The organism is Microbaculum marinum (assembly GCF_037855135.1).
GTDB lineage: Bacteria > Pseudomonadota > Alphaproteobacteria > Rhizobiales > Tepidamorphaceae > Microbaculum > Microbaculum marinum.
Genome location: NZ_JAZHOF010000005.1, coordinates 214,073 through 239,428, shown reverse-complemented (window position 1 = coordinate 239,428; position 25,356 = coordinate 214,073). Strand labels below are relative to the sequence as shown.

General features: G+C 68.7%; 23 protein-coding genes and 1 riboswitch. Of the genes, 12 read left to right on the top strand and 11 right to left on the bottom strand.

Going from position 1 to position 25,356, the window contains the following annotated elements:
- Positions 1-718: 718 nt before the first annotated feature.
- Genes V3328_RS13855 through V3328_RS13845 form a run of 3 tightly spaced genes read right to left on the bottom strand, consistent with a single transcriptional unit; the run spans position 719 to position 5,451 of the window.
- Positions 719-1,657, bottom strand: a complete 939-nt coding sequence (locus V3328_RS13855) for a dimethyl sulfoxide reductase anchor subunit family protein (RefSeq protein ID WP_340330268.1) — start codon at positions 1,655-1,657, stop codon at positions 719-721.
- An 18-nt stretch (positions 1,658-1,675) separates the two neighbouring features.
- Positions 1,676-2,437 (bottom strand): 4Fe-4S dicluster domain-containing protein, encoded by a 762-nt coding sequence (locus V3328_RS13850; RefSeq protein ID WP_340330267.1) that lies wholly within the window; start codon positions 2,435-2,437, stop codon positions 1,676-1,678.
- Positions 2,434-5,451: a molybdopterin oxidoreductase family protein gene (locus V3328_RS13845; RefSeq protein WP_340330444.1), complete on the bottom strand. Its 3,018-nt coding sequence runs from the start codon at positions 5,449-5,451 to the stop codon at positions 2,434-2,436. Before V3328_RS13845 ends, V3328_RS13850 begins: the two co-directional genes overlap by 4 nt.
- Before the next feature lie 158 nt (positions 5,452-5,609).
- On the opposite strand from V3328_RS13845, the gene V3328_RS13840 reads away from it, so the two are divergent.
- Together V3328_RS13840 and V3328_RS13835 are read left to right on the top strand one after the other, a co-directional pair.
- The gene (locus V3328_RS13840; protein ID WP_340330266.1) at positions 5,610-6,512 is read left to right on the top strand and encodes a LysR substrate-binding domain-containing protein; all 903 of its coding nucleotides are present in this window, start codon (positions 5,610-5,612) and stop codon (positions 6,510-6,512) included.
- A 71-nt stretch (positions 6,513-6,583) separates the two neighbouring features.
- Positions 6,584-6,811, top strand: coding sequence for a sulfurtransferase TusA family protein (locus tag V3328_RS13835; RefSeq protein WP_340330265.1), 228 nt, complete (start codon positions 6,584-6,586; stop codon positions 6,809-6,811).
- On the opposite strand, the gene V3328_RS13830 is transcribed toward V3328_RS13835, so the two are convergent.
- Positions 6,783-7,787 (bottom strand): flavin reductase, encoded by a 1,005-nt coding sequence (locus tag V3328_RS13830; RefSeq protein WP_340330264.1) that lies wholly within the window; start codon positions 7,785-7,787, stop codon positions 6,783-6,785. The two genes, V3328_RS13835 and V3328_RS13830, sit on opposite strands and share 29 nt — an antisense overlap.
- 212 nt (positions 7,788-7,999) lie before the next feature.
- Between V3328_RS13830 and V3328_RS13825 the strand changes: the two genes are divergently transcribed.
- From V3328_RS13825 to V3328_RS13810, 4 genes are all read left to right on the top strand, one after another.
- A complete protein-coding gene (locus V3328_RS13825; protein ID WP_340330263.1) occupies positions 8,000-9,046 on the top strand; it encodes a 2,5-dihydroxypyridine 5,6-dioxygenase NicX family protein in 1,047 nt (348 codons plus the stop codon).
- Positions 9,043-9,795, top strand: a complete 753-nt coding sequence (locus V3328_RS13820; RefSeq protein ID WP_340330262.1) for an alpha/beta fold hydrolase — start codon at positions 9,043-9,045, stop codon at positions 9,793-9,795. Before V3328_RS13825 ends, V3328_RS13820 begins: the two co-directional genes overlap by 4 nt.
- On the top strand, positions 9,792-11,063 hold the full coding sequence (locus tag V3328_RS13815) for an acyl-CoA dehydrogenase family protein (RefSeq protein WP_340330261.1): 1,272 nt from the start codon (positions 9,792-9,794) through the stop codon (positions 11,061-11,063). The genes V3328_RS13820 and V3328_RS13815 overlap by 4 nt, the downstream gene beginning before the upstream one ends.
- Positions 11,064-11,234: 171 nt before the next feature.
- Entirely contained in the window at positions 11,235-12,737 is a 1,503-nt protein-coding gene (locus V3328_RS13810; protein ID WP_340330260.1) for a class I adenylate-forming enzyme family protein, read from the top strand.
- Positions 12,738-12,761: 24 nt separating this feature from the next.
- Here V3328_RS13810 and V3328_RS13805 read toward each other — a convergent pair whose 3' ends face one another.
- The 3 genes from V3328_RS13805 to V3328_RS13795 all read right to left on the bottom strand — a co-directional run bounded on the left by V3328_RS13805 (position 12,762) and on the right by V3328_RS13795 (position 15,959).
- The gene (locus tag V3328_RS13805; protein ID WP_340330259.1) at positions 12,762-14,210 is read right to left on the bottom strand and encodes a TrkH family potassium uptake protein; all 1,449 of its coding nucleotides are present in this window, start codon (positions 14,208-14,210) and stop codon (positions 12,762-12,764) included.
- A 24-nt stretch (positions 14,211-14,234) separates the two neighbouring features.
- Positions 14,235-14,627, bottom strand: coding sequence for a Co2+/Mg2+ efflux protein ApaG (gene apaG / locus V3328_RS13800; protein WP_340330258.1), 393 nt, complete (start codon positions 14,625-14,627; stop codon positions 14,235-14,237).
- Positions 14,628-14,741: 114 nt separating this feature from the next.
- Positions 14,742-15,959: an O-succinylhomoserine sulfhydrylase gene (locus V3328_RS13795; protein WP_340330257.1), complete on the bottom strand. Its 1,218-nt coding sequence runs from the start codon at positions 15,957-15,959 to the stop codon at positions 14,742-14,744.
- A gap of 57 nt (positions 15,960-16,016) precedes the next feature.
- Positions 16,017-16,095: riboswitch (SAM riboswitch) on the bottom strand.
- 80 nt (positions 16,096-16,175) lie between these two features.
- Here V3328_RS13795 and V3328_RS13790 point away from each other — a divergent pair.
- Positions 16,176-17,363, top strand: coding sequence for a 2'-deoxycytidine 5'-triphosphate deaminase (locus V3328_RS13790; protein WP_340330256.1), 1,188 nt, complete (start codon positions 16,176-16,178; stop codon positions 17,361-17,363).
- 367 nt (positions 17,364-17,730) lie between these two features.
- On the opposite strand, the gene V3328_RS13785 is transcribed toward V3328_RS13790, so the two are convergent.
- Positions 17,731-18,363 carry a TetR/AcrR family transcriptional regulator gene (locus V3328_RS13785; RefSeq protein ID WP_340330255.1) on the bottom strand — a complete coding sequence of 211 codons (633 nt, stop codon included), beginning with the start codon at positions 18,361-18,363 and terminating at the stop codon, positions 17,731-17,733.
- A 150-nt stretch (positions 18,364-18,513) separates the two neighbouring features.
- On the opposite strand from V3328_RS13785, the gene V3328_RS13780 reads away from it, so the two are divergent.
- Positions 18,514-19,146 (top strand): FMN-dependent NADH-azoreductase, encoded by a 633-nt coding sequence (locus V3328_RS13780; protein ID WP_340330254.1) that lies wholly within the window; start codon positions 18,514-18,516, stop codon positions 19,144-19,146.
- Positions 19,147-19,188: 42 nt separating this feature from the next.
- Here the strand turns inward: V3328_RS13780 and V3328_RS13775 are convergent, their stop codons facing one another.
- A complete protein-coding gene (locus V3328_RS13775; protein WP_340330253.1) occupies positions 19,189-19,641 on the bottom strand; it encodes an ester cyclase in 453 nt (150 codons plus the stop codon).
- Between the two features lie 104 nt (positions 19,642-19,745).
- Here V3328_RS13775 and V3328_RS13770 point away from each other — a divergent pair, with 104 nt between their 5' ends.
- On the top strand, positions 19,746-20,750 hold the full coding sequence (locus tag V3328_RS13770) for a ligase-associated DNA damage response exonuclease (protein ID WP_340330252.1): 1,005 nt from the start codon (positions 19,746-19,748) through the stop codon (positions 20,748-20,750).
- Here V3328_RS13770 and V3328_RS13765 read toward each other — a convergent pair.
- Positions 20,726-21,421 carry a DUF938 domain-containing protein gene (locus tag V3328_RS13765; RefSeq protein WP_340330251.1) on the bottom strand — a complete coding sequence of 232 codons (696 nt, stop codon included), beginning with the start codon at positions 21,419-21,421 and terminating at the stop codon, positions 20,726-20,728. The two genes, V3328_RS13770 and V3328_RS13765, sit on opposite strands and share 25 nt — an antisense overlap.
- 35 nt (positions 21,422-21,456) lie before the next feature.
- On the opposite strand from V3328_RS13765, the gene V3328_RS13760 reads away from it, so the two are divergent.
- From V3328_RS13760 to V3328_RS13750, 3 genes are all read left to right on the top strand, one after another.
- Complete coding sequence (locus V3328_RS13760) at positions 21,457-21,939, top strand: nuclear transport factor 2 family protein (protein WP_340330250.1); 483 nt, start codon at positions 21,457-21,459, stop codon at positions 21,937-21,939.
- Positions 21,936-23,981 carry a cisplatin damage response ATP-dependent DNA ligase gene (locus V3328_RS13755; protein ID WP_340330249.1) on the top strand — a complete coding sequence of 682 codons (2,046 nt, stop codon included), beginning with the start codon at positions 21,936-21,938 and terminating at the stop codon, positions 23,979-23,981. The genes V3328_RS13760 and V3328_RS13755 overlap by 4 nt, the downstream gene beginning before the upstream one ends.
- Before the next feature lie 136 nt (positions 23,982-24,117).
- Positions 24,118-24,393, top strand: coding sequence for a DUF6460 domain-containing protein (locus tag V3328_RS13750; protein ID WP_340330248.1), 276 nt, complete (start codon positions 24,118-24,120; stop codon positions 24,391-24,393).
- 5 nt (positions 24,394-24,398) lie between these two features.
- Here V3328_RS13750 and V3328_RS13745 read toward each other — a convergent pair whose 3' ends face one another.
- Positions 24,399-25,298 (bottom strand): histone deacetylase family protein, encoded by a 900-nt coding sequence (locus tag V3328_RS13745; protein ID WP_340330247.1) that lies wholly within the window; start codon positions 25,296-25,298, stop codon positions 24,399-24,401.
- Positions 25,299-25,356 lie beyond the last annotated feature (58 nt).

Sequence of the window (25,356 nt, the reverse complement as noted above, 5' to 3'; positions counted from 1 at the left end):
GGTGAGGCGCGCGCCCTTTCAAGGAGAGCATCCTTGCCCCAGCCTCTGCTTCTATTGCCTCCCCTGCGTAGAGACCGTCTGCTCCCGTTCGCCGGATGGAGGCGGGGTGCGTCCCTTGAAGGGAAGGCTTACGGTGCTCGGCCCATATCATTCCCTCTGGCACGGCCCTCTTCTCCCTCCCCCCTTGTGGGGGAGGGTCGGGGAGGGGGCGCGCTGCCGCAGGCAGCGCGGTCCGCATCGGTCGGTTCGCGCCCGAGTGCGCGGAGGCGGACAGCCGAGCCCGACTGGTCCAGACAGCAGTTCGTCTACACAGCCGGCCTGTAATAAAGCGCCGCCACGTGCCGCGCTTCGGCGAAGAACAGCCAGGGCTCGAGCACCATTCCCGAACACCGGCGGCACGCAGGCGTCCTCGGATACGGCAACCGCCGCACGCTCCGCTCGCCGAAGCTCGCTGCGCGCCCCACCCCCGACCCCTCCCCACGAGGGGGAGGGGGGGCCTCGCGCCTAGGTCATTGCGCTGTCGACATTATCGCGGAAGGGGGCGCGCCGCGCCGCCGTAGCCTGCGGATCGGCCCTCTTCTCCCTCCCCCCTCGTGGGGGAGGGTCGGGGAGGGGGCGCGCTGCCGCAGGCAGCGCGGTCCGCGTCCGTCGATTCGCGCCGGAGTGCGCGGACGAACGGATTGCCGAGCCTCCCGACCGGTCCAGACAGCAGTTTCGTCTACACAGCCGGCCTGTAGTAAAGCGCCGCCACGTGCCGCGCCTCGGCGAAGAACAGCCAGCGCTCGACGACCAGGCCCAGGCCCGCAAAGACGCAGGCTGCGCTTGCGGCCGCGATTGCCGCCGCGCCGCCGGCAGCCAGCGAGACCAGCACCAGGGCCAGCGGCACCGCGAAGGCGCAGATCCAGGCGATCCGCCGGAGCTGCCGCGCGTGCTTGCGGGCGACCCGGTAGCCCATCTCCTTCAGCACGTAGTTCTCCGCGGTGTGCGGCCACTCGATCGAGCGGACGGCCCCGTCGCCGAGGCCCGTCGCCCGCCCCGCGGTGACGGGCGGCGCGCGGGTGTCGTTCGCCCGCCAGGCCGCAAGCTTCAGCGCCCAGCCGGCGGCGAGCAGCGCGGCAGCGACCCACCCGACGACGGGTTCGCCGCCGAACATCGCGGCGACGGCGTTGAGCAGCACCGCGCCGCTCATCGCCGCAAGCAGCAGGTAGACCGGCGTGGTATAGCCGTTCGCCCACTCGGGTATGGTCCTGAGCGAGGCGTAGATCATCGAGGTGGTATAGACCGTGACGAGTGCGCCGAGGGCCGCCAGCAGGCCGGCCAGCACGATCATGGATCCGGTCCGCCCGAACAGCACCCAGCCGGCGGCGAAGACCGCCGCGGGCACGTAGGTCAGCACGCTTGCCACCCCCTCGCGCGACAGCCACGACGAGCGCCATTGCGAAAAGGCCCGCCAGGCCCGCTCCGGGTGGCCGAGATGCAGCGTCGAGGCCAGCAGTCCCGCCGTGACCAGTGTCAGCGCCAGGCCGAGGGCGATGAGTCCGAACAGCCGGTCGGCCGGCACCAGGCCGAGCGCCAGCCCGATCCCGGTCAGGGCGAGCAGCCCGTAGCCAGCCCCGCTGGCGGTGGTGAAGAAGATGACCGAGATGGCTGGATGCATCGGTCCGTCTCTACCGGTCTACCTCGACAGCATCCGGTCGACCCAGGCGAAGAAGCCGCCCTCGCCTCCGACCGGCTCCAGCGGCGCCGCGCCGGCGTCGGCATGCCGCTCGCGCGGCGGCAGGTACTTGTTGACCGGCCGGTAGCCCAGTTCGGGCATCAGGTCGACGCCGCCGCGCGCCGCGACAAGTTGCGAGACCGGCGAGGTCTCGTCGCCGAGGTCGCCGAAATGCCGCGCGCCCACCGGGCAGGAGGCGACGCAGGCAGGCACGCGGTCCGCCTCGGGCAGGTTGTCGTTGTAGATCCGGTCGACGCACAGCGTGCACTTCTTCATGACGCCGACCTCGGTGTCGTACTCGCGGGCGCCATACGGACAGGCCCAGCTGCACAGCTTGCAGCCGATGCACTTGTCCTCGTCGACCAGCACGATGCCGTCGGAGGCCCGCTTGTAGGAGGCCCCCGTCGGGCAGACGGTGACGCAGGCCGGCTCGTCGCAGTGCAGGCAGGAGCGCGGGAAGTGCACCGTGCGGCTGCCGGTGCCCGTGCCGGTCCCCCTGTTGGTTCCCGGGCCGGTCTCGACCTCCTGCTCGTAGGTGTGGACGCGGTTGAACCAGACCCCGTCGGGCGCCTCGCCGTAGGGGTCGATGTCGGTCAGCGGCGCCATGTGGCCGCCGGTGTTCCATTCCTTGCAGCTCGTCACGCAGGCCTGGCAGCCGACGCAGGTGTCGAGGTCGATGACCAGGCCGAGCTTGCGGCCGGTCGACTTCTGCAGGCCGGTCATGCCGCCCCTCCGCCGGCCCGGCCGGCCTTGCCTGCTTCCCCTCTCTTTGAATCCTGCCGCCATTGCCGGAACAGGCGACCGTACTGCAGGATCGTCGGGGATGGCGGCAGGTCCGGCGGCGGCGGCAGTTCGGGGAACTGCGGCCCGGCCTCGCCGCAGTCTGCAGGCGCGCAGCGGCTGAGCCTGACCCTGAGGTCGAACCAGGCGGCCTGCCCGGTCACCGGATCGGAGTTCGAATAGGCCCTGCCGCCGCCGCCTTCGCCATCAGGGCCGCCATCCGGGCCGCCGCCCGGACCGCCGGGTGTGGCGCTCTGGCGCAGGACGTCGGAGATCGCGTGGTTGAGCAGGAAGCCGCGCGTCGCCTCCGGCGCCTCCGGATCGAGCCCCCAGGCGCCACGCCGCTTGCCGATCGCGTTCCAGGTCCACACGGTGTCCGGGTTCACCCCGTCGACCAGCCGGACCTGTCCCTTGACCCTTCCCGAATGGCTTTCGATCCACACCCAGTCGTCGTCGGCGATGCCGAGCCGGCCCGCCGTGTCGCGATGCACGAACAGGCGGTTCTGGCTGGTGATCTGCCTGAGCCAGGCGTTCTGCGAGCCCCAGGAATGGTACATGTGCATCGGCCGCTGGGTGATCGCGTGCAGCGGCAGCACACCGGTATCGACCGCCGCCTCCTGCAGCGGCGCGTACCAGAACGGCAGCGGATCGAAATATCGCTCGATGCGCGCCCTTTCGGCCTCCGGCGGGACGACGGCGCCGTGCCCGCGCGCGGCCAGCCGGAAGCGCTGCAGCACCTCCGAATAGAGCTGGAAGACGATCTGGTCCGGCGTGTCGATCAGGCCGAAGCCGGCGGCGAAGTCGAGATAGCCGCGGTTCGCCATCTTGTAGTAGCGCTGGCCGGGCTCGAGTTCGTGCTTCCAGAAGCCGCCGTTGTCGATGTAGCGCTGAAGCTGCTGCGGATTGGGGGCGCCGCGGCCGTGCTCGTCGCCGTTGCCGCGCCAGCCCGCAAGCGGCCCGACGCCGGGCTTGCGCTCGTGGTTGACGATGTAGTCGGCGTAGTCGCGATAGGCGGGCGAGCTGTCGTCGCGCACCATGCCGGGAAGCCCGAGCCGTGCGCCGAGGTCGAGCAGCACCGACTGGAAGCCGCGCACGTCGCGGTCCGGTTCGACGACCGGGTGGCGGATCGCGTCGGCCGGTCCGTCGGCGTCGCTGATCGGCCTGTCGAGCAGGCTGATGCAATCGTGCCGCTCCAGGTAGGTCGTGTCCGGCAGCACCAGGTCGGCATAGGCGACCGTCTCGGAATTGTAGGCGTCCGAATAGATGATGAAGGGGATCCGGTAGTCGCCAGTCTCGTCGCGGTCGGTCAGCATCGCGATCGTTTCCGCCGTGTTCATCGACGAGTTCCAGGCCATGTTGGCCATGAACATGAACAGCGTGTCGATCGGATAGGGATCGCCAGCCCAGGCATTGCGGATCACCGTGTGCATCAGGCCGTGGGCGGCCAGCGGCGCCTCCCAGGAATAGGCCTTGTCGATGCGGATCGGGCCGCCGTTCTCGTCGACCAGCAGGTCGTCGGGCGATTGAACGAAGCCGAGCGGCATCCCGTCGAGCGGCGTGTCGGGCCTGCCGCCGTCGCGGCCCGCGGGCTTCGGTCCCGGCGGGACCGGCCTGGGATACGGCGCCTTGCAGCGGAAGCCGCCGGGCACCTCGACCGAGCCGAGCAGCACCTGCAGCAGGTGGATCGCCCGGCAGGTGTGGAAGCCGTTCGAATGCGCCGAGATGCCGCGCATCGCGTGCATCGCGACCGGCCGTCCGGTCATCGTCTCGTGCCGCACGCCGTTCGCGTCGGTCCAGGCGACCGGCAGTTCGATCGCCTCCTCGAAGGCGACGCGGGCGAGCTCGGCGGCGATGCGGCGGATCCGGTCGGCGGCAATCCCGCACCGTTCGGCGACGGCGTCGGGGGACCAGGCCTCGTCGAGATAGCGCTCGGCGATCAGCTGGAACGCCGGCCGCGCGGTCCGGCCGTCGGCCTCGAATGTCCCCGCAAGCTCGGGCTCGACATTCGCCGACATCGCCGTCGCTGTCCCGCTGCGCCGGTCCCTGACCAGCGGCCTGCCGGCCTCGTCGCGCAGGATCAGCCCGTCGTCCGCGGCTCCGGGTTCATGGATGACGAGGTGGGCGGCGTTGGTGAACCTGATCAGGTAGTCGAGGTCGACCCTGCCGGCCTTCAGCAACTCGTGGACCAGCGCCAGCACGAACAGCCCGTCGGTGCCCGGCCGGATGCCCACCCATTCGTCGGCGATCGCGTTGTAGCCGGTGCGGCAGGGGTTGACCGAAACGACTTTGGCGCCGCGCGCCTTCAGCTTGCCGAGGCCGATCTTGATCGGATTGGAATCGTGGTCCTCGGCCACTCCGAACAGCAGGAAGTACTTCGCATGCTCCCAGTCGGGCTCGCCGAACTCCCAGAACGAGCCGCCGATGGTGTAGAGCCCGGCGGCCGCCATGTTGACCGAGCAGAAGCCGCCGTGGGCGGCGAAGTTGGGGGTGCCGAACTGCTTCGCCCACCAGCCGGTGAAGGACTGCGACTGGTCGCGGCCGGTGAAGAAGGCGAGTTTCTTCGGATCGGTGGAGCGGATCCGCTTCAGCCGGTCGGTGGCGATCGCCAGCGCCTCGTCCCACTCGATCTCGCGGAACGCGCCGCTGCCCCGCTCGCCGGTCCGCAACAGGGGCTTGCGGAGCCTGGCGGGGCTGTAGTGCTGCATGATGCCGGCGCTGCCCTTGCCGCACAGCACGCCGCGGTTGACCGGGTGGTCCGGGTTGCCGCCGATGTAGCGGATGCGGCCCTCGACCAGGTGGACGTCGATGCCGCAGCGGCACGCGCACATGTAGCAGGTGGTCCGTCTGACCTCGTCGGCGACCGCCGGCGACGTATCGACGCCGTCACGCTCCGGTGGCGCATCGGTGACAGGCAGATGACACTGCGACGGCGCAGAGTTGGCACGCTGATGACGCATCATGGCAGAACCCGACCGGACCGCCTTCCTGGAATGAGGTTTCCTCGCATTGCGCTAAAAGAGAAAATAATTCCGCATCCGCCACTCTGGTCCGGGCGGCAATCATCGATCCAACATATTGCTCTTGTCATTTCGATCGTGAAAATCGATCATTCCCCATGACCCTCGACCAGCTCCGGATCTTCCTCGCGGTCGCCGAGCATGGCCACGTCACCCGTGCGGCACGGTCGCTGGGGATGACCCAGTCGGCGGTGTCGGCGGCCATCTCTGCGCTGGAAAACCGTTACGGAACAAGGCTCTTCGACCGTGTCGGCCGCGGCATCGAGCTGACCGAGACCGGTCGCCGTTTCGTTCCCGAGGCCCGCGCGGTGATCGACCGGGCGAGCGAGGCCCGCAGCGCGCTGGAGGATCTGTCCAACCTCGCCAGCGGCACCGTGTCGATCGCCGCGAGCCAGACGATCGCCACCTACTGGCTGCCGCGGCGCATCACCAGCTACCACCTCGAACACCCCGGCATCCGGCTGAACGTCGTCATCGGCAACACCCGCGAGGTCGAGCGGGCCGTCGTCGGCGGCACTGCCGACATCGGCCTGGTGGAAGGTCCGACCGGGCATCCGGCCCTTGTCCGGCGGACGGTCGACCGCGACCATCTGGTACTCGTCGTCGCCCCTGGCCAAGACCGGATTCCGAGGACATCTCAAGGAGATATCGACATCCGCGGCTTCTCCTGGGTGGTCCGCGAGGCAGGCTCCGGGACCCGTCAGGCGCTCGAGGACGAGGCAGAGCGGCGGGGGCTGAAGTTCGAGGATCTCAGGGTCTTCCTGGTGCTACCGAGCAACGAGGCGGTGCGCGAGGCGGTCGAGGCAGGCGCCGGGGCGACCATCATCTCCGAGCATGTCGTCGCCGCGGCGATCCGGGCGAAGCGGCTGCGGGCCCTGCCGGTCGACCTGCCGCCGCGCGACTTCGTGCTGCTGCGCCACAGCGAGCGCCAGCCGGGCGCAGCCGCCCGCGCGCTGATCGACGTCTTCACGGCGACGAAGCCGCAGCGGCTCGCCTCGTGAGGCCCGGCAGCGACAGCGCGCCGGTCATCTGCTAGCACCGGCAGCGACTATCCAACAGGAGACACGACCCGATGGCCGATCAGCTGCTCGACGTCAAAGGACTGAACTGCCCGATGCCGATCATCCGCGCCAAGAAGACGCTGAAGGACATGCCGGCCGGGGCGACGCTGGAAGTGCTCGCGACCGACCCCGGCTCGGTGAAGGACTTCGAGACGTTCTGCCGGACGACCGGCAACGAACTGGTCGAATCGGATGCCGACGGCAACGTCTTCAGGTTCGTGATCCGGCGCGCGGACTGAGATCGTCTGCTTGCGGAACGTCGATCCCGGAATCGCCGTTGGAGACTGTGCCCTCGCGGCGTTCCGCAAGGCGGCGGATGAGCTGCTGCAGCACCCGCTTCAGGATCTCCGATTCGGCGGGTGTCTGCGCATCCAGCAGCCGGTCCTCGTGCTCCCTGGCGCGCAGGATCAGCGAGGCGACGAGCTCCTCCCCGGCGGGGCTGATCTCGACCAGAACCCGGCGCCGGTCACCGACGCCGGGCTTGCGTGTGACGTAGCCGAGGTCCTGCAGCCGGTCGATGATCTTGGTCACGGTCGGCTGCTTCAGCAGGGCCCGCGCGGCGATCTCGCCGACCGGATGGCCGTCCGACCCCGACAGGATTGCCAGGATCCGCCACATCGGCACCGGCACGCCGATCCGCGCCAGTTCGGCGTGGAATTCGGCGCTGGCCAGGCTCGAGGCACGGGCCAGCAGATAGAGAAGGTAGTCCTCGGAGAACGGGCCGGTCGTGAATTCGCCGGCGTAGTGCGCCGTCGTCGCGTAGCCGCCTGCGTGATAGGCGAGCGGCACCCGATCCTCGTGGCCGAAGCGCTCGACGCGGCCGATGAAGATGACATGGTCGCCGCCCTCGTAGCGCTGCTCGCTGCAGCACTCGAACACGGCGGCGCATCCGCCCAGCACCGGGGCGCCACCGGCACCCGGCGTCCATTCGAGGCCGGCGAAGCGGTCCTCGGAGGGGCGCGCGAACCGGTCGGAGATCTCCTTCTGGTCGACGGACAGGACGTTGATCGCGAAATGCGAAGCCTCTTCGAAGGCGCGCAGGTTGGCGGACTTGCGCGCCAGGCTCCACAGCACCAGCGGCGGATCGAGGGACACGGAATTGAACGAGTTGGCGGTCAGGCCGATCGGCCGGCCCGCCGGATCGATCGCGGTCACCACCGTGACGCCGGTGACGAACCGGCCGAGAGCCATCCGGAAGTCCTTTGGATCGTTCATCCTGCACTCCCTTCTGCCGCGGCTGCTGGACCGGCTGGCCCGGCACTGCGCGGGCGGGACATATAGTTCAAACATAAAATTATCACTTTTCATATAAATTTTCGAGTGCTAGTCTTTCCTTCGTCCATCGCGGCCGCGACTATCCGGTCCGGTGTCGGCGGCACCGGGAGCACACCGATCCGCCGACTGAACGAAGGGGAGGACCTGCGCCGATGCTGAGCGACCGGATCGAGGCCAAGTGGATCGACGCCTTCGTCAGGGTCTTCGAACTCTGCAAGGTCCAGCCCGGCGAACAGACGGCGATTCTGTCGGAAACCCAGTCGCGCACGCTCAACGTTCATCTTGCCGAACTGGCGCTGGCGCGCCTCGGCGCCACCGCCTTCCACGTTACCGTGCCCTCGCCGCGCCAGGATGCGCCCGTGCCGGTGCGTTCGACGGGCGCCTCGGCCGCGCTGACGGGTCAGCGGGCCGCCGTCGAGGGCCTGAAGGCTGCGAGCCTGGTCGTCGACTGCACCGTCGAGGGGCTGCTGCACTCCCCGGAACTGCCGGACATCATCTCCGGCGGTGCCCGGATCATGATGATCTCCAACGAGCATCCCGACGCGCTGGAGCGGCTGATCCCCGACCAGGCCATGGAGACGCGGGTCAAGGCGGCCGTAAAGCGCGCGCGCTCCGCGACCGAGATGCGGGTGACCTCGGCTGCCGGCACCGACCTCACCGTCGACATGCGGCAGGCCGCCTCGGCGGGCGTCTGGGGCTACACCGACCGGCCGAAGACCGTGGCGCACTGGCCGGGCGGCGTCGTGGTCAGCTTCCCCCGGGCCAATTCGGTGAACGGGTCGCTGGTCTTCGACTGCGGCGACGTGAATCTGACCTTCAAGCGCTATTTCGAGCGACCGGTGAAGCTGACGATCGAGAACGACTACGTCACCGACATCGAGGGCGACGGCACCGATGCCGACCTGATGCGCCGCTATTTCGCGGCGTGGGGCGACCGCAACGCCTATGCCGTCAGCCATGTCGGCTGGGGCCTCAACGAGGCGGCGCGCTACGAGGCCCTGACGATGTACGACCAGCGCGACACCAACGGCACCGAGATCCGGGCGTTTGCCGGCAACTTCCTGTTCTCGACCGGCGCCAACGAGTTTGCCGGCCGCTACACAAAGGGCCACTTCGACCTGCCGACGCGCAACTGCACGATCGCGCTGGACGGGGTTCCCGTCGTCGACGCCGGAAAGCTCGTCGAGAGCACGCCATGAGCGTGCCGATCGTCCTTCTTTCCGGCGTCGGCTCCGACTGCCGGATGTTCGATCCGGTCGTCGGGCGGCTGGGTGGCGACTTCGAGATCATCGCATGGGACATGCCCGGCTATGGCGGCAAGCCGCTCGACGGCGCGTTCAGCTTTGCCGACCTTGCCGCCGGCGTGATCGCCGAACTGGACGGCAGGGGCATCGACAAGGCGATCCCCCTCGGCCACTCGATCGGCGGCATGGTCGCCCAGGAGATCGCCGCGCTCCACCCCGACCGCATTTCGGCGCTGATCCTGTCGGGCACGACGCCGGTGTTCGGTTCCCGGGACGGGTCCTTTCAGGAGGCTTTCCTGAAGGCGCGGCTCGGGCCGCTCGATGCCGGCAGGACGATGGCCGATCTGGCACGGGAGGCCGCCACCAGCCTGGTCGGCCCGGATCCGGACCCGGCCGCCGGCCCCGCCATCGAAGCGCTGATGGCCGACCTGCCGGAAGAAAGCTACCGCGCCGGACTGACGTGTCTCGTCACCTTCAACCGGCGGGCGGAGCTGGAACGCATCGCCGTACCGACCCTGCTGATTGCCGGCGACGAAGACGGCAACGCTCCGCTGAAGACCATGGCGCGGATGGCGGAACTGATCGCCGGGGCACGGCTGGAAGTGCTCGATAAGACCGGCCACATGGCGCCGCTCGAGTGTCCCGACCGGTTCGCGGACGCCGTACGGACATTCCTGGAATCGCTACCGGAGGACGTGAAATGAACGTCATCGACCTCGACCAGATCGACACCGACGCGCCGCTCTTCGATCCGGCGGCGTTTCGTCTCGGCGACGAGGAGGCCGAGCTCAACGCGCTGGCGCGGCGCATCGGCAAGGCGAAGTTCGCACCACGCGCCGCCACCTACGATCGCGAGGCGATCTTTCCGACCGAGAACTACCGCGACATGCACGAGGTCGGCCTGCTCGGCATCGCGGTGCCGAAGGAGCACGGCGGCTCCGGCGCCGGGTTCCGGTCCTATGCCACGACGGCGGCGGAGATCGGCCGCTACTGCGGCGCGACCGCGCTGACCTGGAACATGCACGTCTGCTCGTGCCTGTGGAGCGGGCCGCTGTCCGACGACCTCGAGATGACCGAGGAGCAGCGCGCCAACCATCTGCGCCGGCGGGCCACCCACTATACGCGCATCATCGACGACGGCGCGATCTACGCGCAGCCGTTTTCGGAGGGCGGCGCGGCCGCCGCCGGCGTCATACCGTTCTCCACCTCCGCCAAGCGGGTCGACGGCGGCTGGCTGATCAACGGCAAGAAGATCTTCGCCTCACTGTCCGGCTCCGCCGACTACTACGGCGTGCTGTGCGGCGAAATGAAGCCGGGCGAGAGACCCTCGCGCCGCGACACCATGTACATCGCCGTGCCGGGCAATGCCGAGGGCGTCGAAGTCGTCGGCGACTGGGATCCGCTCGGCATGCGCGGCACCGTCTCGCGGACGCTGCTGCTCAAGGACGTGTTCGTCGACGACGACGCGGCGCTGATGCCGCGCGGCGTCTACTACCAGGCGGCCTCGCGCTGGCCGCACATGTTCATGACGCTGTCGCCGACCTATCTCGGCCTCGCCCAGGCCGCCTTCGATTTCACCGTGAAGTACCTGCGCGGCGAGATCCCCAATACCGGGCCGGAGAAGCGCCGCAAGTTCCCGACCAAGCAGCACGCGATCGCCGACATGTTCGTGATGCTGCAGCAGACCAAGGCGCTGTGGTTCCAAGCGGTCTCGGAAGCCCGCGCCGATCCGTCGAAGGAGCAGGTGCTGCGCGCCTACGCCGCCCAGTACACGGTGATGGAGAACGCCAACGAGCTCGCCCAGCTGGCGATCCGCACCTGCGGCGGCCAGTCGATGCTGAAGACGCTGCCGCTGGAGCGGATCTACCGCGACAGCCGCTGCGGCTCGCTGATGCTGCCGTGGACGGCGGAGATCTGCCTCGACCGTATCGGCCGCGAGGCGCTATACGAGCCCGGCGAGACGGACGACTGAGGGGCGTCCGGGCGACTCGGCAGGTGCTGACGTCAGACCGGATCGGGCGGACACCCGACTTCTCCCCGCCGGGAAGAGGTGAGACCCTCCGGAGCGGACGCGCGACTGCGGCAAACCGGACACCGCGAGGAAAAGTCCGCGGCGGCATGAACTCGAGGTGGCACTGATCCGATGCGCAACATATCGCTCTGGATAGACCGCAACGCCGGTTTTCACCCCCGCAAGCCGGCCATCCGGTTTCAGGGCGAAACCCTGACCTATGCGGCGATGGCCGAGCGGATCGGGCGCATGGCCGCCGTCCTCACCGACGAGTTCGACGTGCGGCAGGGCGACAGGATCGCCTGGCTCGGCACCAACCATCCCGATCTCCTGATCCTGCTGTTTGCCGCCGCGCGCATCGGCGCCATGGTGGTGCCGCTCAACTGGCGGCTCGCCGCGCCGGAGCACGCCTTCATCCTCCAGAACGCCGGGGTGCGGGCCCTCTTCGCCCAGCATCCCTTTCTCGGCGCGCTCGACGGCAGCACGCTGCCGGCCGGCTGTCGGGTCGTCGACCTCGGCGAACCGGCGGCCACGACAGGATCGGTCGATGATCTGCTGGCCGGCGCCGGCCAGCCGTCCGCCCCAACCGGACGCCTCGCCGACCCGCTGCTCCTCGTCTATACGTCGGGCACCACCGGCCGCCCGAAAGGCGCGATCCTGACCCAGAGCGCGATCGCGTGGAACGCGGTCAACGCGATCCACATGCATGACATGACGGCGCACGACCACGTGCTGACCGTGCTGCCGATGTTCCACGTAGGTGGCCTGAACATCCAGACCACGCCGGCGCTGCACATCGGCGCGACCGTCACCCTGCATGAGCGCTTCGAGCCCGGCGCCTTCCTGAACGAGGTCACCACCCGCCGGCCGACGCTGTCGGTGCTGGTGCCGGCGACGATCTCGGCAGTGATGAACCATCCCGACTGGCCCGATGCCGATCTTGGCTCATTGCGCGCGCTCGCCACGGGGTCGATGGTCGTGCCTCAGGAACTGATCGAAGCGGTTCACGGGCGGGGCGTCCCGGTCATCCAGGTCTACGGCTCGTCGGAGACCGCACCGATCGCCATCTACCAGCGCATCGGCAACGCCTTCGAGACGGTCGGATCGATGGGCCGGATCGGGCTGCACTCGGAGGCCCGGATCGTCGACGCTGACGGCAACGATTCGCCCCCCGGGCTTGCCGGCGAGATCCTGATCCGCGGCCCGCACGTCGCGGCGGGCTACTGGAACGATCCCGACGCGACGGCAGCCGCCTTCGCCGGCGGCTGGTTCCATACGGGAGATATCGCCGAGGTCGACGGCAACGGCGACTTCTGGTTCCGCGACCGCATCAAGAACGTCATCATTTCCGGCGGCGAGAACATCTATCCGGCCGAGGCCGAACGTATCCTCAGGGAGATGCCGGGTGTACGCGACTGCTGCGTCGTGGGCCGGCCGGACCAGCGGTGGGGCGCGGTGCCGATCGCAGTGGTCGTCGCCGAGGGCATCAGCCGCGAGACCATCATCGCGGGGTTCGAGGGGCGGCTCGCCCGTTTCAAGCACCCGCGCGACGTGATGTTCGTCGACGAACTCCCGAAGAACGCCATGGGCAAGGTCGTCGTCGAGGAGGTCGCAAGGTTGGCCGGCGCCGGATAGGCGCGGCGCCATCCTCTGCCAGGGTCAGCGCACCCAGAACGCGGGGATGAACAGCACCAGCACGGTGAACACCTCGAGCCGGCCGATCAGCATGGCGAGCGCCAGCAGCCACTTCGCCGCATCCGGCAGCGGCGCGAAATTGCCGACCGGGCCGATGATCGGGCCGAGGCCCGGGCCGACATTGGATATCGCGGTCGCCGCACCCGAGATCGCCGTCACCGGGTCGAGACCGATCAGGCTCAGCGCGACCGCGATGACGCAGAAGCTGGCAATGAACAGGTAGACGAAGCTCAGCACCGCCGCCGAGACGTTGTCGGGCAGCGGCCGGCCGTTGTAGCGCTTAACGAACACGCCGGAGGGATAGACGATGCGGCGCGCGTGCTGGCGGATGTCCTCGAACACGACGACGACGCGGAAGATCTTCATGCCGCATGACGTCGATCCGGCGCAGCCGCCGATGAACATCGCGATCAGGAAGACGCCCTGCGCCAGTGGTCCCCAAAGGCCGTAATCCACCGTCGCATAGCCGGTGCCGGTCATGATCGAGGTCATGTTGAAGATGGCTTCGCGGAACCGGATCGCGCCGGCATGGGCGGTTTCCTGATCCTCCGAAATCCACGCCAGAATGCTCAGAACCAGCAGGATCACGAAGAAGGCGCGCACCTGCTCGTCGCGGATCACCGCCATCGGCTGACCCTGCACGGCCCGGATGTAGAGCAGGAACGGCAGGCTGCCGGCGATCATGAAGGCGACGCTGACCCACTCGATCGCCGGGGAATTGAACGCGCCGATCGAGGCGTCGCGCGACGAGAATCCGCCGGTCGCGACCGTGGTCATCGCGTGGATGATCGCCTCGGTGAACTGCATGCCGGCGACGCCGTAGGAAATCGCGCAGGCGCCGGTGAGCACGATGAACAGTGCCGTCAGCGAACCGGATATCTGGGCGGCGCGGGGCAGGATCTTGTCGGGCGTGTCGAAGGCCTCGGCGCGGAACAGCTGCATGCCGCCGACCTGCAGCATCGGCAGCACCGCGACCGCCATGACGACGATGCCGAGGCCGCCCAGCCACTGCAGGAAAGCGCGCCAGAACAGGATGCCGGGCGGCGCCAGGTCGAGGTCGACGATGACCGTCGAGCCGGTCGTCGTCAGGCCCGACATCGCCTCGAAATAGGCGTCGGTATAGCTCATGTCGAGCTGCGACCACGTCAGCGGCAGCGCCGCGAAGCCGGCCGCCACCACCCATATGGAGGTGGTCAGCACGAAAGCCTCGCGCAGGCCCAGCCGCGCCTGTGCGCCGCGGCAGGTGACCCACATGGTCACCCCGATGAAGACCGTGATCAGCGCCGATGCCAGGAAGACGATCCAGTCGTCGTTGCCGAACATCACGTCGACCAGCGCCGGCACCAGCATGGCGCAGCCAAGCGTCGCCAACAGCACGCCGATTACCAGGAAGATCGGTCGGAAATCGAGCACCGCGGCTCCGGCTCTGGCGACAGGTCAGTTGATCGTGGGGGCAACGCTGGGAACGTCAAGCGAAAACGGCGGCACCTGCGCCTCGAAGCTCTCGCCGCTTCCCGTCCGCATTCCGTAGGACCCCGACATCATTCCCGAGGAGGTCGCCAGAGGCACGCCGCTGGTATAGCGGTAGGAATCGCCGGGATCGAGCACCGGCTGCTCGCCCACCACGCCCGGCCCCTCCACCTCGAAGGTCTTGCCCTGCGCATCGATGATCCGCCAGTGGCGGTTCAAGAGCTGCACGGTCTCCGGACCGTGGTTCACGATCTGGATCGTGTAGGTCCAGAAATAGGCTCCCGCGTCGAGCGCCGACCGTTCCTCGCTGAACGCCGGCTCGACGATGATCTCTATGCCTCGTGTGGTCGCGCGATACATGGCGCAATTGTAACGCGGGCGGGCCGAATGGCCATCGCTGCCGTGGGACATGGATCGCCGATTCCCCGCTGGTGTGGCCGCGATGCCGCGCCGGCGCATTTCCCGCCGGCGTCGCTACAGCGCCGCCAGCCCCCGGGCGAGGTCGTTTTCGATGTCGCGCGGGTCCTCCAGACCCACCGACAGCCGCAGCAGGCCATCGCCGATGCCAAGCGCGGCGCGCGCTTCGGGCGTCAGCCGCTGGTGGGTGGTCGTCGCGGGGTGGGTGACGAGGCTCTTGGAATCCCCGAGATTGTTGGAGATCTTGATGATCCTGAAGGCATCGGCGACCCGGAAGGCGCCCTGCTTGCCGCCCTCGACCTCGAACGCGACCATCGGACCGCCATTGGCCATCTGGCGCCTGGCGATCTCGTGGCGGGGATGATCGGCGCGGCCGGGATACAGTACCCTGGTGATTCCCGGCAGGCCGGCCAGAAAGTCGGCAACGCGCGCGGCACTCGCGGCATGGCGCTCGACCCGGAGCGCCAGCGTCTCCAGGCCCTTGAGCATCACCCAGGCGTTGAACGGGCTCATGCTCGGTCCGGTGTGGCGGTAGAAGTCCTTCAGCCGGGTGGTGATGAATTCCTCCGTCGACAGGATGACGCCGCCGAGGCAGCGGCCCTGCCCGTCGACATGCTTGGTCGCCGAATAGACGACGACGTCGGCGCCGAGCTTCATCGGCCGCTGGCCGAGCGGGGTGGCGAAGACGTTGTCGACCACAAGGCGCGCGCCGGCATCGTGGGCGATGTCGGCGATCGCCTTCAGGTCGAGCACGTCGAGCGTCGGATTGGTCGGGCTTTCCAGGAAGAACACCTTCGTCTCCGGCCGCACGGCCTTCTTCCACTGGTCAAGATCGGTGCCGTCGACCAGCGTGCAGGGCACCCCGTAGCGCGGCAACAGTTCGTCGACCACGTAGAGGCAGGAGCCGAACAGCGCTCGGGAGGCGACGACGTGGTCGCCGGCCTGCAACTGGCACAGCAGCGCCGCGGTCACGGCGGCCATGCCGCTCGCCGTGCCCCGGGCGGCCTCGGCGCCCTCGATCAGCGCCATGCGCTTCTCGAACATGTCGACGGTCGGATTGGCGTAGCGCGAATAGATGAATCCGGCGGCCTCGCCCTTGAAGCGCGCCTCGGCGGCCTCGGCGCTGTCGTAGACGAATCCGGAATTCAGGAACATCGCTTCGGACGTCTCGCCGAAGCCGGACCGGGCGGTTCCGCCGTGCACGAGCAGGGTATCGAGGCCGAGTTCGCCGTCGCCCGCCGCGTCTTCCACAAATGGATCGAAGTGTTCGTTCATTGCCGTCCTCCAGGGGAGGGCCGGGACAAAAACCCCGGAGAGCCAACAGGCGCTACCGGGTTCTTCGACCCGGCCTTTTAGCGATTTGTTTTACGTGGCTGCAAGCCGGCCGGCGCAAATCACCACGAATGGGCGGTGTCGTATCCCCGCCACGCCTTGGCGTCAAGCGCCGCCTCGGTTAGATGAGACACGGGGCAGGCGGGACAGGACGCTGAGATGGCGGAAGCAAAGGCAGACGGCGGCGGGGGCAAAGGCCCCGCGCAACCGGATCGGGCCCAACCGGACGGGGCCAATGCGGGCAGAGGTCCGTCGGATCGCCGGCCGGGGATTCTGCCGGCCGAGGCGATACGCAGGCTGGTCGACAACCGGCAGATCGTCACAGGCGGCGACCTGGCCACCGACCAGATCCAGCCGGCCAGCCTCGACCTGCGCCTCGGCCGCATCGCCTACCGCGTGCGCGCCAGCTTCCTGCCGGGACCGCTTCATACCGTGAAGCAGCGGCTCGATCCCCTGAAGATGCACCAGATCGACCTGACGAGGGGAGCGGTGCTGGAGACCGGGTGCGTCTACATCGTGCCGCTTCTGGAAGAGCTGCGGCTTCCCCCACACCTGGCCGCCGACGCCAATCCGAAGAGTTCGACCGGCCGGCTCGACGTCTTCACCCGCGTCATCGCCGACAACGCCCGGGCCTTCGACAAGGTGGAGGCCGGCTATCAGGGCCCGCTCTATCTGGAGATCAGCCCGCGCACGTTCCCGATCCTCGTCAGGACCGGCTCGCGCCTGTCGCAGATCCGGTTCCGCCGCGGTCACGCGCTCCTCGACGATGCGGAGACGCTCGCCTTGCACCGCGCCGAGCGGCTGGTCGACACGGACAGCCCGAACATCGCCGACGGCATCGCCGTCAGCGTCGACCTGGCCGGGCGCGCCGGCCTCGTCGGCTACCGCGCCAAGCGGCACACCGCCGTCGTCGACGTCGACAGGCGCGCCGGCTACGACGTGGTCGATTTCTGGGAGGCGATCGAGGCGCGTCCGCGCGGTTCGCTGATCCTCGATCCGGGCGAGTTCTATATCCTCGCCTCCAAGGAGGCCGTCCACGTACCGCCGACCTACGCCGCCGAGATGGTACCCTTCGATCCGCTGGTCGGCGAGTTCCGGGTGCACTATGCCGGCTTCTTCGATCCGGGCTTCGGCCATGCCGCCGCGGGCGGCCACGGCGCTCGCGCCGTCCTCGAGGTGCGCAGCCGCGACGTGCCGTTCATCATCGAGGACGGCCAGATCGTCGGCCGCCTCGTCTACGAGCACCTGACCGAGCGCCCCGCCAGCCTCTACGGCACCGACATCGGGTCGCACTACCAGGCGCAGGGCCTGAAGCTGTCGAAGCATTTTCATCTGCCGACGACGTAGGCCACGCCGAATCGGCCGAGCACCTGTTGCGAGGACCAGATCCGCGATCCTCGACGAGATGCCTGCGCGGTCTGCCGGCGCTCTGCACATACCCCCTCTCCAACTCTCCCCCACAAGGGGGGAGAGGGTCCATTGCAGCTCCGCCCGTCACATTGCCAATTCGGAGCCTGCTGCTCGGCCTGTAGAAAGTTTGGTTCGGAAAAGGCGCCTTGCGCCCCTCTCCCCCCTTGTGGGGGAGAGTTGGAGAGGGGGGTACGTCGAAGGCGCGCGCTTCGGTGCACGGCCTTTCGTCGAAGACCGCTTGCCCCCGATTTAGAAGGCTTCCCGACCCTGACATCTTGTCGGAGTTCTGCCCCTCGGCGTCCCCCTACCGGCTGTGCGAGGCGATCAGGTCCTCCGACAGCGCCACGAAGCGGCAGGCGGGGCCGCCGTGGCCCTCGCTCTGGATGTTCACCCGGGCGCCTTCCAGCATCAGGAAGATGCCGTCGGCCACCAGGTCCGGGTCGCGCAGGCCCGCCTCCCGGCACAGCGCCAGCACATGGGCGCGGTGCGTGCGCTTGTTGTTCTCGATGACGCACCGGGCCGGATGGCCAGCTTCGGGCAATTGCACGGCGGCGTTGGCGAGCGCGCAGCCGCGCGAATCTGGATCCGCCACGTCCTTCGCCATGCGGTGGATCCAGGTCTTGAGCTGAGCCAGCGGGTCGCCCGGATGCGTGGCGGCGATGCAGCCCCAGACCGCCTCCTCCTCGCTGGCGAAGCTGCGCAGGTACTCGGCGACCAGTTCGTCCTTCGACGAGAAGTGCCGGTACAGCGTCATCTTGTTAGTCTGCGCAGCCTCCGCGATCGCCTCGACGCCGACCGCCCGGATGCCCTGGGTGTAGAACAGCTCGCGGGCGGCCGCCAGAATGCGCTCCCGCGGCGGAATTTTTTCCGGCGGGCTTTTCCCTGACATTCCAGTGTCTTGAGCGCCGTCCGAGGCGGCGGCGATGCGCGCAGTCATGGCGGATTCCTGCCCAATCTTCGTTGAACCCCTTGACAGGGGTGTTACCGGTCAGTACCTATTACGGCGTTACCGATCGGTAACATGTAGCGCTGCGCCCTGCTGAAAGCAAGTGAACCCCGTTTCGACAAGCCAACCGGAAGCACATCCATGACCAAGATTCTGTTTGTCACCACCAGCCCGCGCGGCGAGAGCTCCCTGTCGACCCGGGTCGCGACGACCCTGGTCGAGGAGCTGACGACCGCCAATCCCGGCGCCGAAATCGTCACCCGCGACATCGGCAACGATCCGCTCCCGCATATGGGTCCGACGCTGCTGGGCGGGTTCTTCGTCCCCGAGGACCAGCAGTCCGCCGAACAGAAGGCGGCCGTGGCCCTGTCCGACGAACTCGTCGCCGAGGTCAAGTCCGCCGACATCATCGTCATCGCCTCGGCGATGATCAACTTCTCGATCACCTCGACGCTCAAGTCGTGGCTCGATCATCTCGCCCGGGCCGGCCTGACCTTCCAGTACACCGAGGACGGCCATCCCGTCGGCCTGGTGACCGGCAAGAAGGTCTACGTCGTGCTGGCGACCGGCGCCGTCTACAGCGCCGCCCCGCTGGATGCCATCGACTTCCAGGCCCCCTACCTGAAGCACATGCTGGGCTTCATGGGCATGACCGACGTCGACGTCGTCCGCGTCGAAGGCTCGATCTTCAGCCCCGAGGCGGCCGAGAAGGCCGTCAGGGACGCGACCGCAAGGGCGAGGGCCGCAGCCCACGCCGACGCCCTCGCGGCGTGAGACCGGCGCCGGCGGCGGGGAGATCGACAGTCAATCCGACTGTCACCCCGCCGCTCCGGCGCCGAGCGTCTGCATCATTCCGGCCGCGTCGAAGACGTGCCAGTGCTCGGTGATGCGGCCGTCGGCGATCCGGTAGAAATCGTGGAACATCACCTCGACCGTCCGGCCGCTGGCCGGTAGCGGGCCCATCGCCCCGGTCTGCGTACCGACGAACCTGGACCGCGCGGACACCATGTCGCCGGCGGCGACGATGATCTCCGGTTCGAACCGGCCATCGGGAAAGGCGGCGCGGAATCCCGCCAGCTTGCGGGCGACGCCGGCGCGGCCGGGCTCTCCGTCCGGCTCGGGATCGTGGTCGACGAAGTGCTCGGCGAGGAAGTCGTCGATCCGGCCGTGTCCGCCGGGCGACAGCACGTCGGCGAAGAAGCGTCGCACCAGTTCGGCGTTGCCCTGCGCCGGTGCGCTGTCGGCGCTGACGATCGTCGTACCGCTCATCGGTCGTCCAGTCCTTCCGCATCGGCCGGTCTGCGCCCGTGCATAGACCAAGCACCGCGATCGGGCCACTCGTTATCGCCGCGGCGACGTCCTATCTTGCCTGTATGCGCCCCGAAGAACTCCTGCTCCCCACCCCGCGCGGCCTCTATTGTCCGCCCGGCGATTTTTTCGTCGACCCCGTCCGCCCGGTCGACCGGGCGCTCGTCACGCACGGACATTCCGACCACGCCCGATCCGGCAGCGGTTCCGTGCTGGCGACGCCGGAGACGCTGGCGATCATGGCGGCGCGCTACGGTCCGGCTTTCGCCGGCGCGACGCAGGCCGCCCGCATCGGCGAAACCGTGACGATCGGCGATGCGCGGGTGTCGTTCCATCCCGCGGGCCACGTGCTCGGATCGGCCCAGATCGCGGTGGAGGCGAACGGACTGCGCATCGTCGTCACCGGCGACTACAAGCGCGAGCCCGATCCGACCTGCGCCGGCTTCCAGGTCGTCGAATGCGACGTGCTGATCTCCGAGGCGACCTTCGGCCTGCCGGTGTTCCGCCATCCGGATTCGCGCGCGGAGATCGCGCGTCTGATCGACTCTCTGGCGCTGTTCCCGCATCGCACGCATGTCGTCGGCGCCTACGCCCTCGGCAAGGCGCAACGGGTCATCGCGCTGATCCGGGCGGCCGGCTGGGACCGGCCGATCTACATCCACGGCGCGCTCGAGGCGCTCTGCACCCTCTACGAGGAGGCTGGCATCGGCCTCGGCCCGCTCATCCTCGTGCGCGAGACCGAAGGCGACCTCGCCGGCGAGATCGTCGTCGCACCGCCGGGCTCGATGACGGACGTCTGGTCGCGGCGCTTCGCCGATCCCGTCACCGCCTTCGCCTCCGGCTGGATGCGGGTCAGGGCGCGGGCCCGGCAGCGCGGCGTCGAGCTTCCCCTGGTGATCTCCGACCACGCCGACTGGGACGACCTGTGCCGCACGGTCGTCGAGACCGGCTGTTCGCAGCTCTGGGTCACCCACGGGCAGGAGGACGCGCTCGTCCACTGGGCCGACACGCAGGGCATCCGCGCCCGGCCGCTGCGGCTGGTCGGCTACGAGGAGGAGGAGCCGGATTGAGCGCGCCGGACGATGACAACGGTGTTGTTTGCCGGCATCGGCACGACGCGCACGAGGTCGAGCCCGACCGAAGCCGCAGCCGCGGCAACGTCGTCGGTGTCGCGTACCCCCCAGCTCGGATCCCGGCGCCGCAGCCCCTCGTCGAAGGCCCGGTTGGAACCGGACACGATGTCGCCGGAGCGGCTGAAGCAGCCGTAGACGAACAGCGTCCCGGTCTCCGCGAGCAGCGCTGCCGCGCCGGACAGAAGGTTCCGCGTCACGCTCCAGGGCGAGATGTGCAGCAGGTTGCAGGCGACGATCAGCTCGAACGGGCCGTCGATCCCGCTGGCCCAGCCGGGATCGTCGAGGTCGATGCGAAGCGGTTCGGCGAGGTTGCCGAGTCCCGCCTCCGCCCGCCAGGCCGAGATCGAGCGAAGGCCGGCGGGATCGCGCTCGCTGGGCTGCCAGGTGACGCCGGGAAACGCCGCGGCGAAGGCGATCGCGTGCTGGCCGGAGCCGCTGGCGAGTTCGAGCGCGCGGCGGATGCCGGCTCCGGCGGCAATCTCCTCCAGAACCGTCAGGATCGGCGCGGTGTTCCGCTCGGTCGCCGGCATGTGCAGCTTGCCGCCGCTGGCCGCCTCGTCGGAGGGAACCCAGCCGCGCTGCTGCCGTTTGGAAGGATCAGCGTTCATTTCCAGACTTGCATCCCGTTTCCGTGCAAAGGAGCATGGCAGAACGGTACGACGATGCGAAGGGTACCGACGGAATCCCGATGTCAGCCGAGATCCAGATGATCCCCGAGACCGAAGACGAGATCACCACCCTGTTCGAGGAGTACGCCGCCGGGTTCGACGATTTCGACGCTGAGGCGGTCGCCGACTGCTTCGCCTACCCCTGCACCATCTGGCAGCTCGGCGCCGGCAATGTGTTCCTGGATCGCGAGGAGCTGCTGGAAAACATCGAGGCGCTTCTCGCCGTCTATGACACCGAGGAGATCGTCCATTCCACATTCGAGGTGAAGAGCCTGGTGGCCGCCGGGGCAACCGCGTTCGCGAACCTGTCCTGGCGGCAGGAACGCGAGGACGGCGAGGCCGCAATGGAGTTCGCCTGCCGCTACGCGCTGATCGACGGTCACGAGGGGTGGCGCATCGCGACGGTCTTCAACGAAGACGAGGCGGACGGCGACGAGGGCGCCGGCAGCAGCGGATGAACCGTTTCGCGGCGCTGCTCGACCGGCTCGCCTACGAGCCGCGGCGCAACGCCAAGATCGCGCTGATCGCCGAATATTTCGCCGAGACTCCCGATCCGGCCCGCGGCCTCGCGCTGGCCGCCCTGACCGGCGACCTCAACTTCCGCCATGCCAAGCCCGGCGTCATCCGCGCCCTGATCGAGGAGCGCACCGACCCGGTGCTGTTCCGCATGTCCTACGACTATGTCGGCGACCTGTCGGAGACGGTGGCGCTGATGTGGCCGGCGGGGGAAGGAAGGGCGGACTCCTTCGGCGATAGCGTCCGCGAGAACCCCTCTCCCCATCCCTCCCCCACAAGGGGGGAGGGGGGCGCAAGCGGCAGATTCCATGAAAAACGAGACAGATTTGTTGTCACTGCAACGAGTGATGGGGATCTCGTCAGGGATAAGGACAGTGCCAAATCCGCCCCCTCCCCCCTTGTGGGGGAGGGACGGGGAGAGGGGTCGCCGTCGCAGACGGCCAACAAAGGAACAGCGGCCGATCAGACAGCCACGGATACCGCGAGCGGCCGCACCAACCACCCTCCCTCCCCCCTTGCGGGGGAGGGTCGGGGAGGGGGGTCGCCGGCGCAGCCGGCCGGCAAGGACCCTGCCGCGGACCGGCAGCCCGGAGCGAGTGGGCCGGACCGCCCCGACCAGCCGTTCCGCCGCGCCGATCCCGGCATCCCGCTGCCCGAGGTGGTCGAGACCCTGCGGTCGGCCGGCAAGGCGGAACTGCCGGGCATCATCGCCTCGTTCCTCGATCGGCTCGACGAGACCGGGCGCTGGGCGTTCCTGAAACTTATCACCGGCGGCCTGCGCGTCGGTGTCTCGGCCAGGCTCGCGAAGACGGCCGTCGCCGCGCTGGGCTCGCTGAAGCCGGCCGACGTGGAGGAAGTCTGGCACGGTCTCGAGCCGCCGTACGAGGCGCTGTTCGCCTGGGCGGAAGGGCGCTCCGGCAAGCCGGCGATCTCCGATCCCGCGCCGTTCCGGCCGGCGATGCTGAGCCACGCCGTGGAGGAAACGGATTTCGACAAGCTCGACGCCGCCGATTTCGCGGCGGAATGGAAATGGGACGGCATCCGGGTGCAGGCGGTGTCGGCGACCGGCGCGGACGGACATCCGGCCCGCCGCCTCTACAGCCGGACCGGCGACGACATCTCGAAGGCCTTTCCCGATCTGCTGGAGGCGCTGGACTTCGACGGCGCCATCGACGGCGAACTGCTGATCATGCGCGAGGGCCGCGTTCAGTCGTTCAATACCCTGCAGCAGCGCCTGAACCGGAAGACGGTCACGCCGAAGATGCTGGCGGAGTTTCCCGCCCACCTGATCGCCTACGACCTGCTGGTCGAGGCGGGGGAGGATCTGAGGGACCTGCCGTTCTCGCAGCGGCGGATCCGGCTCGAGGCGCTCGTGGCGGCAACGGGTTCGGAGCGCATCTCGCTGTCGCCTATTGTGCACTTCGAGAGCTGGGAGGAGCTGACCGCCGCCCGTGCCGATCCCGCCGGCCACGGCGCGGACGACGATGCCGGGGCGGTCGAAGGCGTGATGATCAAGCGCTGCGACAGCCCCTATCTCGCCGGCCGGCCCAAGGGTCACTGGTACAAGTGGAAACGCGACCCCTTCAACGTCGATGCGGTGCTGATGTATGCCCAGCGCGGCCACGGCAAGCGTTCGTCGTTCTATTCCGACTATACCTTCGGCGTCTGGCGCGAGGCGCCCGAGGGCGCCGAACTGGTACCTGTCGGCAAGGCCTATTTCGGATTCACCGACGAAGAGCTGCGCCGGCTCGACCAGTTCGTCAGGCGACATACGATCAACCGGTTCGGGCCGGTCCGCGAGGTCGATCACGAACCGGACAACGGCCTGGTCCTGGAAATCGCCTTCGAGGGACTGGCCCGCTCGACCCGACACAAGTCGGGCCTCGCCATGCGGTTTCCGCGCATCGGCCGGATCCGCTGGGACAAGCGGCCTGCCGACGCCGACCGGATCGAGGTCCTCGAGGCCCTTCTCAAGGAGGACTGAGGCTTTCCCTGCCTTTGCGGTGGTCAACGGGTCGGCGGTCCGGACTGGCGAACCCGATCGTGATCTCCTACCTGTAGGTCCGAACCCGGCGGCGTACCAGGCAGCACGGAGTCTCAGGCCAGCAGAGGAAGCAACCATGTCGAACGGCCCACTGACTCGTTTCTTCGGCGGCCCGCCCGGCTGGGTGATCGTGCGTCTGGCCGTGATATCGCTGATCGTCGGCCTGATCTTTTCGGCGCTGGGCATCTCTCCATTCGACATCGTGCGCAATTTCGAGCGCCTGGTCCGCGGCATCTGGAACCTCGGGTTCGAGGCGATCGGCGATCTGGGACGGTACTTCCTGCTCGGCGCCGTGGTCGTGATCCCGATCTGGCTGGTGATGCGGCTGACCAGGGTGGGGCGCGGCGAGTAAACGCTCTACAGGAAGGCCGCAGCGGTCCGGTGCAGGATCGCGTGACGTCTCGCCAGCGCGTCGATGTCGGCTGAGTACCCGCCGCCGACGACGCAGGCGACAGGAATGCCCCGGTCCCGGCACGTGCCGATCACCCGCTTGTCGCGTTCCGCGAGCCCCCGGTCTGAGAGGCTCAGCCGGCCCAGACGGTCGTCGCGATGCGGGTCGACGCCGGCATTGTAGAAGACGATCTCGGGCGACAGACGGTCGATCAGCGGCGGCAGCGCGTCGGCGAGCGTTTCCAGATAGGCATCGTCGCCGGTTCCATCGGCCAGGCCGACATCGAGGTCTCCCGCCACCTTGCGCACCGGGTAGTTCCTTTCACCGTGCATGGAGAATGTGAAGACGCCGGGCATGTCCGCCAGGATTTCGGCGGTGCCGTCGCCCTGATGGACGTCGAGATCGACCACCAGCGCGCTGCCGACGCCGTCGGCCGCCATCAGCCGGGCGGCCACGGCCACGTCGTTGAAGACACAGAATCCGGCGCCGCCCGCGCGGCGCGCGTGATGGCTGCCGCCGGCGGTCGTGCAGGCGATGCCCCGGTCGGCCGCGATCCGCGCCGCCAGCACCGTCGCCCCCGTCGACAGCCGCGCGCGGCGGGCGATGGTTTCCTCGACCGGAAACCCGATCTCCCGCTCCAGGGGCCGCGGCACCGTCCCCGACAGCACCTGGTCCACATAGGATGCATCGTGCGCAAGCCGCAGCCATGAGGCAGGCGCCTCGGTTGGCGCCGTGAACCCCTGCGGCCCGGCGACTCCCTCGTCCCGGAGGATTTCGGCGAGACGACCGTACTTGTTCATCGGAAAGCGGTGATTCGCCGGCAGCGCGGCGACGAAGGCCTCGTGGTGGACGATTGACAGGGACATTGCGGAGTCATATGGCGCGCGGAGGCCGGCGTCACCTGTGGCGCGGTCGGGCCAGCTG

Bases quoted from the DNA above. Each gene is read 5' to 3' on its own strand.
- V3328_RS13760 (WP_340330250.1), top strand. From the start codon at position 21,457: ATGGCAGAACGGTACGACGATGCGAAGGGTACCGACGGAATCCCGATG.
- V3328_RS13855 (WP_340330268.1), bottom strand. From the start codon at position 1,657: ATGCATCCAGCCATCTCGGTCATCTTCTTCACCACCGCCAGCGGGGCT.
- V3328_RS13840 (WP_340330266.1), top strand. From the start codon at position 5,610: ATGACCCTCGACCAGCTCCGGATCTTCCTCGCGGTCGCCGAGCATGGC.
- V3328_RS13745 (WP_340330247.1), bottom strand. From the start codon at position 25,298: ATGTCCCTGTCAATCGTCCACCACGAGGCCTTCGTCGCCGCGCTGCCG.
- V3328_RS13830 (WP_340330264.1), bottom strand. From the start codon at position 7,787: ATGAACGATCCAAAGGACTTCCGGATGGCTCTCGGCCGGTTCGTCACC.
- V3328_RS13815 (WP_340330261.1), top strand. From the start codon at position 9,792: ATGAACGTCATCGACCTCGACCAGATCGACACCGACGCGCCGCTCTTC.
- V3328_RS13820 (WP_340330262.1), top strand. From the start codon at position 9,043: ATGAGCGTGCCGATCGTCCTTCTTTCCGGCGTCGGCTCCGACTGCCGG.
- V3328_RS13755 (WP_340330249.1), top strand. From the start codon at position 21,936: ATGAACCGTTTCGCGGCGCTGCTCGACCGGCTCGCCTACGAGCCGCGG.
- V3328_RS13810 (WP_340330260.1), top strand. From the start codon at position 11,235: ATGCGCAACATATCGCTCTGGATAGACCGCAACGCCGGTTTTCACCCC.
- V3328_RS13790 (WP_340330256.1), top strand. From the start codon at position 16,176: ATGGCGGAAGCAAAGGCAGACGGCGGCGGGGGCAAAGGCCCCGCGCAA.
- V3328_RS13845 (WP_340330444.1), bottom strand. From the start codon at position 5,451: ATGCGTCATCAGCGTGCCAACTCTGCGCCGTCGCAGTGTCATCTGCCT.
- V3328_RS13835 (WP_340330265.1), top strand. From the start codon at position 6,584: ATGGCCGATCAGCTGCTCGACGTCAAAGGACTGAACTGCCCGATGCCG.
- apaG (WP_340330258.1), bottom strand. From the start codon at position 14,627: ATGTATCGCGCGACCACACGAGGCATAGAGATCATCGTCGAGCCGGCG.
- V3328_RS13795 (WP_340330257.1), bottom strand. From the start codon at position 15,959: ATGAACGAACACTTCGATCCATTTGTGGAAGACGCGGCGGGCGACGGC.
- V3328_RS13780 (WP_340330254.1), top strand. From the start codon at position 18,514: ATGACCAAGATTCTGTTTGTCACCACCAGCCCGCGCGGCGAGAGCTCC.
- V3328_RS13750 (WP_340330248.1), top strand. From the start codon at position 24,118: ATGTCGAACGGCCCACTGACTCGTTTCTTCGGCGGCCCGCCCGGCTGG.
- V3328_RS13770 (WP_340330252.1), top strand. From the start codon at position 19,746: ATGCGCCCCGAAGAACTCCTGCTCCCCACCCCGCGCGGCCTCTATTGT.
- V3328_RS13850 (WP_340330267.1), bottom strand. From the start codon at position 2,437: ATGACCGGCCTGCAGAAGTCGACCGGCCGCAAGCTCGGCCTGGTCATC.
- V3328_RS13775 (WP_340330253.1), bottom strand. From the start codon at position 19,641: ATGAGCGGTACGACGATCGTCAGCGCCGACAGCGCACCGGCGCAGGGC.
- V3328_RS13825 (WP_340330263.1), top strand. From the start codon at position 8,000: ATGCTGAGCGACCGGATCGAGGCCAAGTGGATCGACGCCTTCGTCAGG.
- V3328_RS13765 (WP_340330251.1), bottom strand. From the start codon at position 21,421: ATGAACGCTGATCCTTCCAAACGGCAGCAGCGCGGCTGGGTTCCCTCC.
- V3328_RS13785 (WP_340330255.1), bottom strand. From the start codon at position 18,363: ATGACTGCGCGCATCGCCGCCGCCTCGGACGGCGCTCAAGACACTGGA.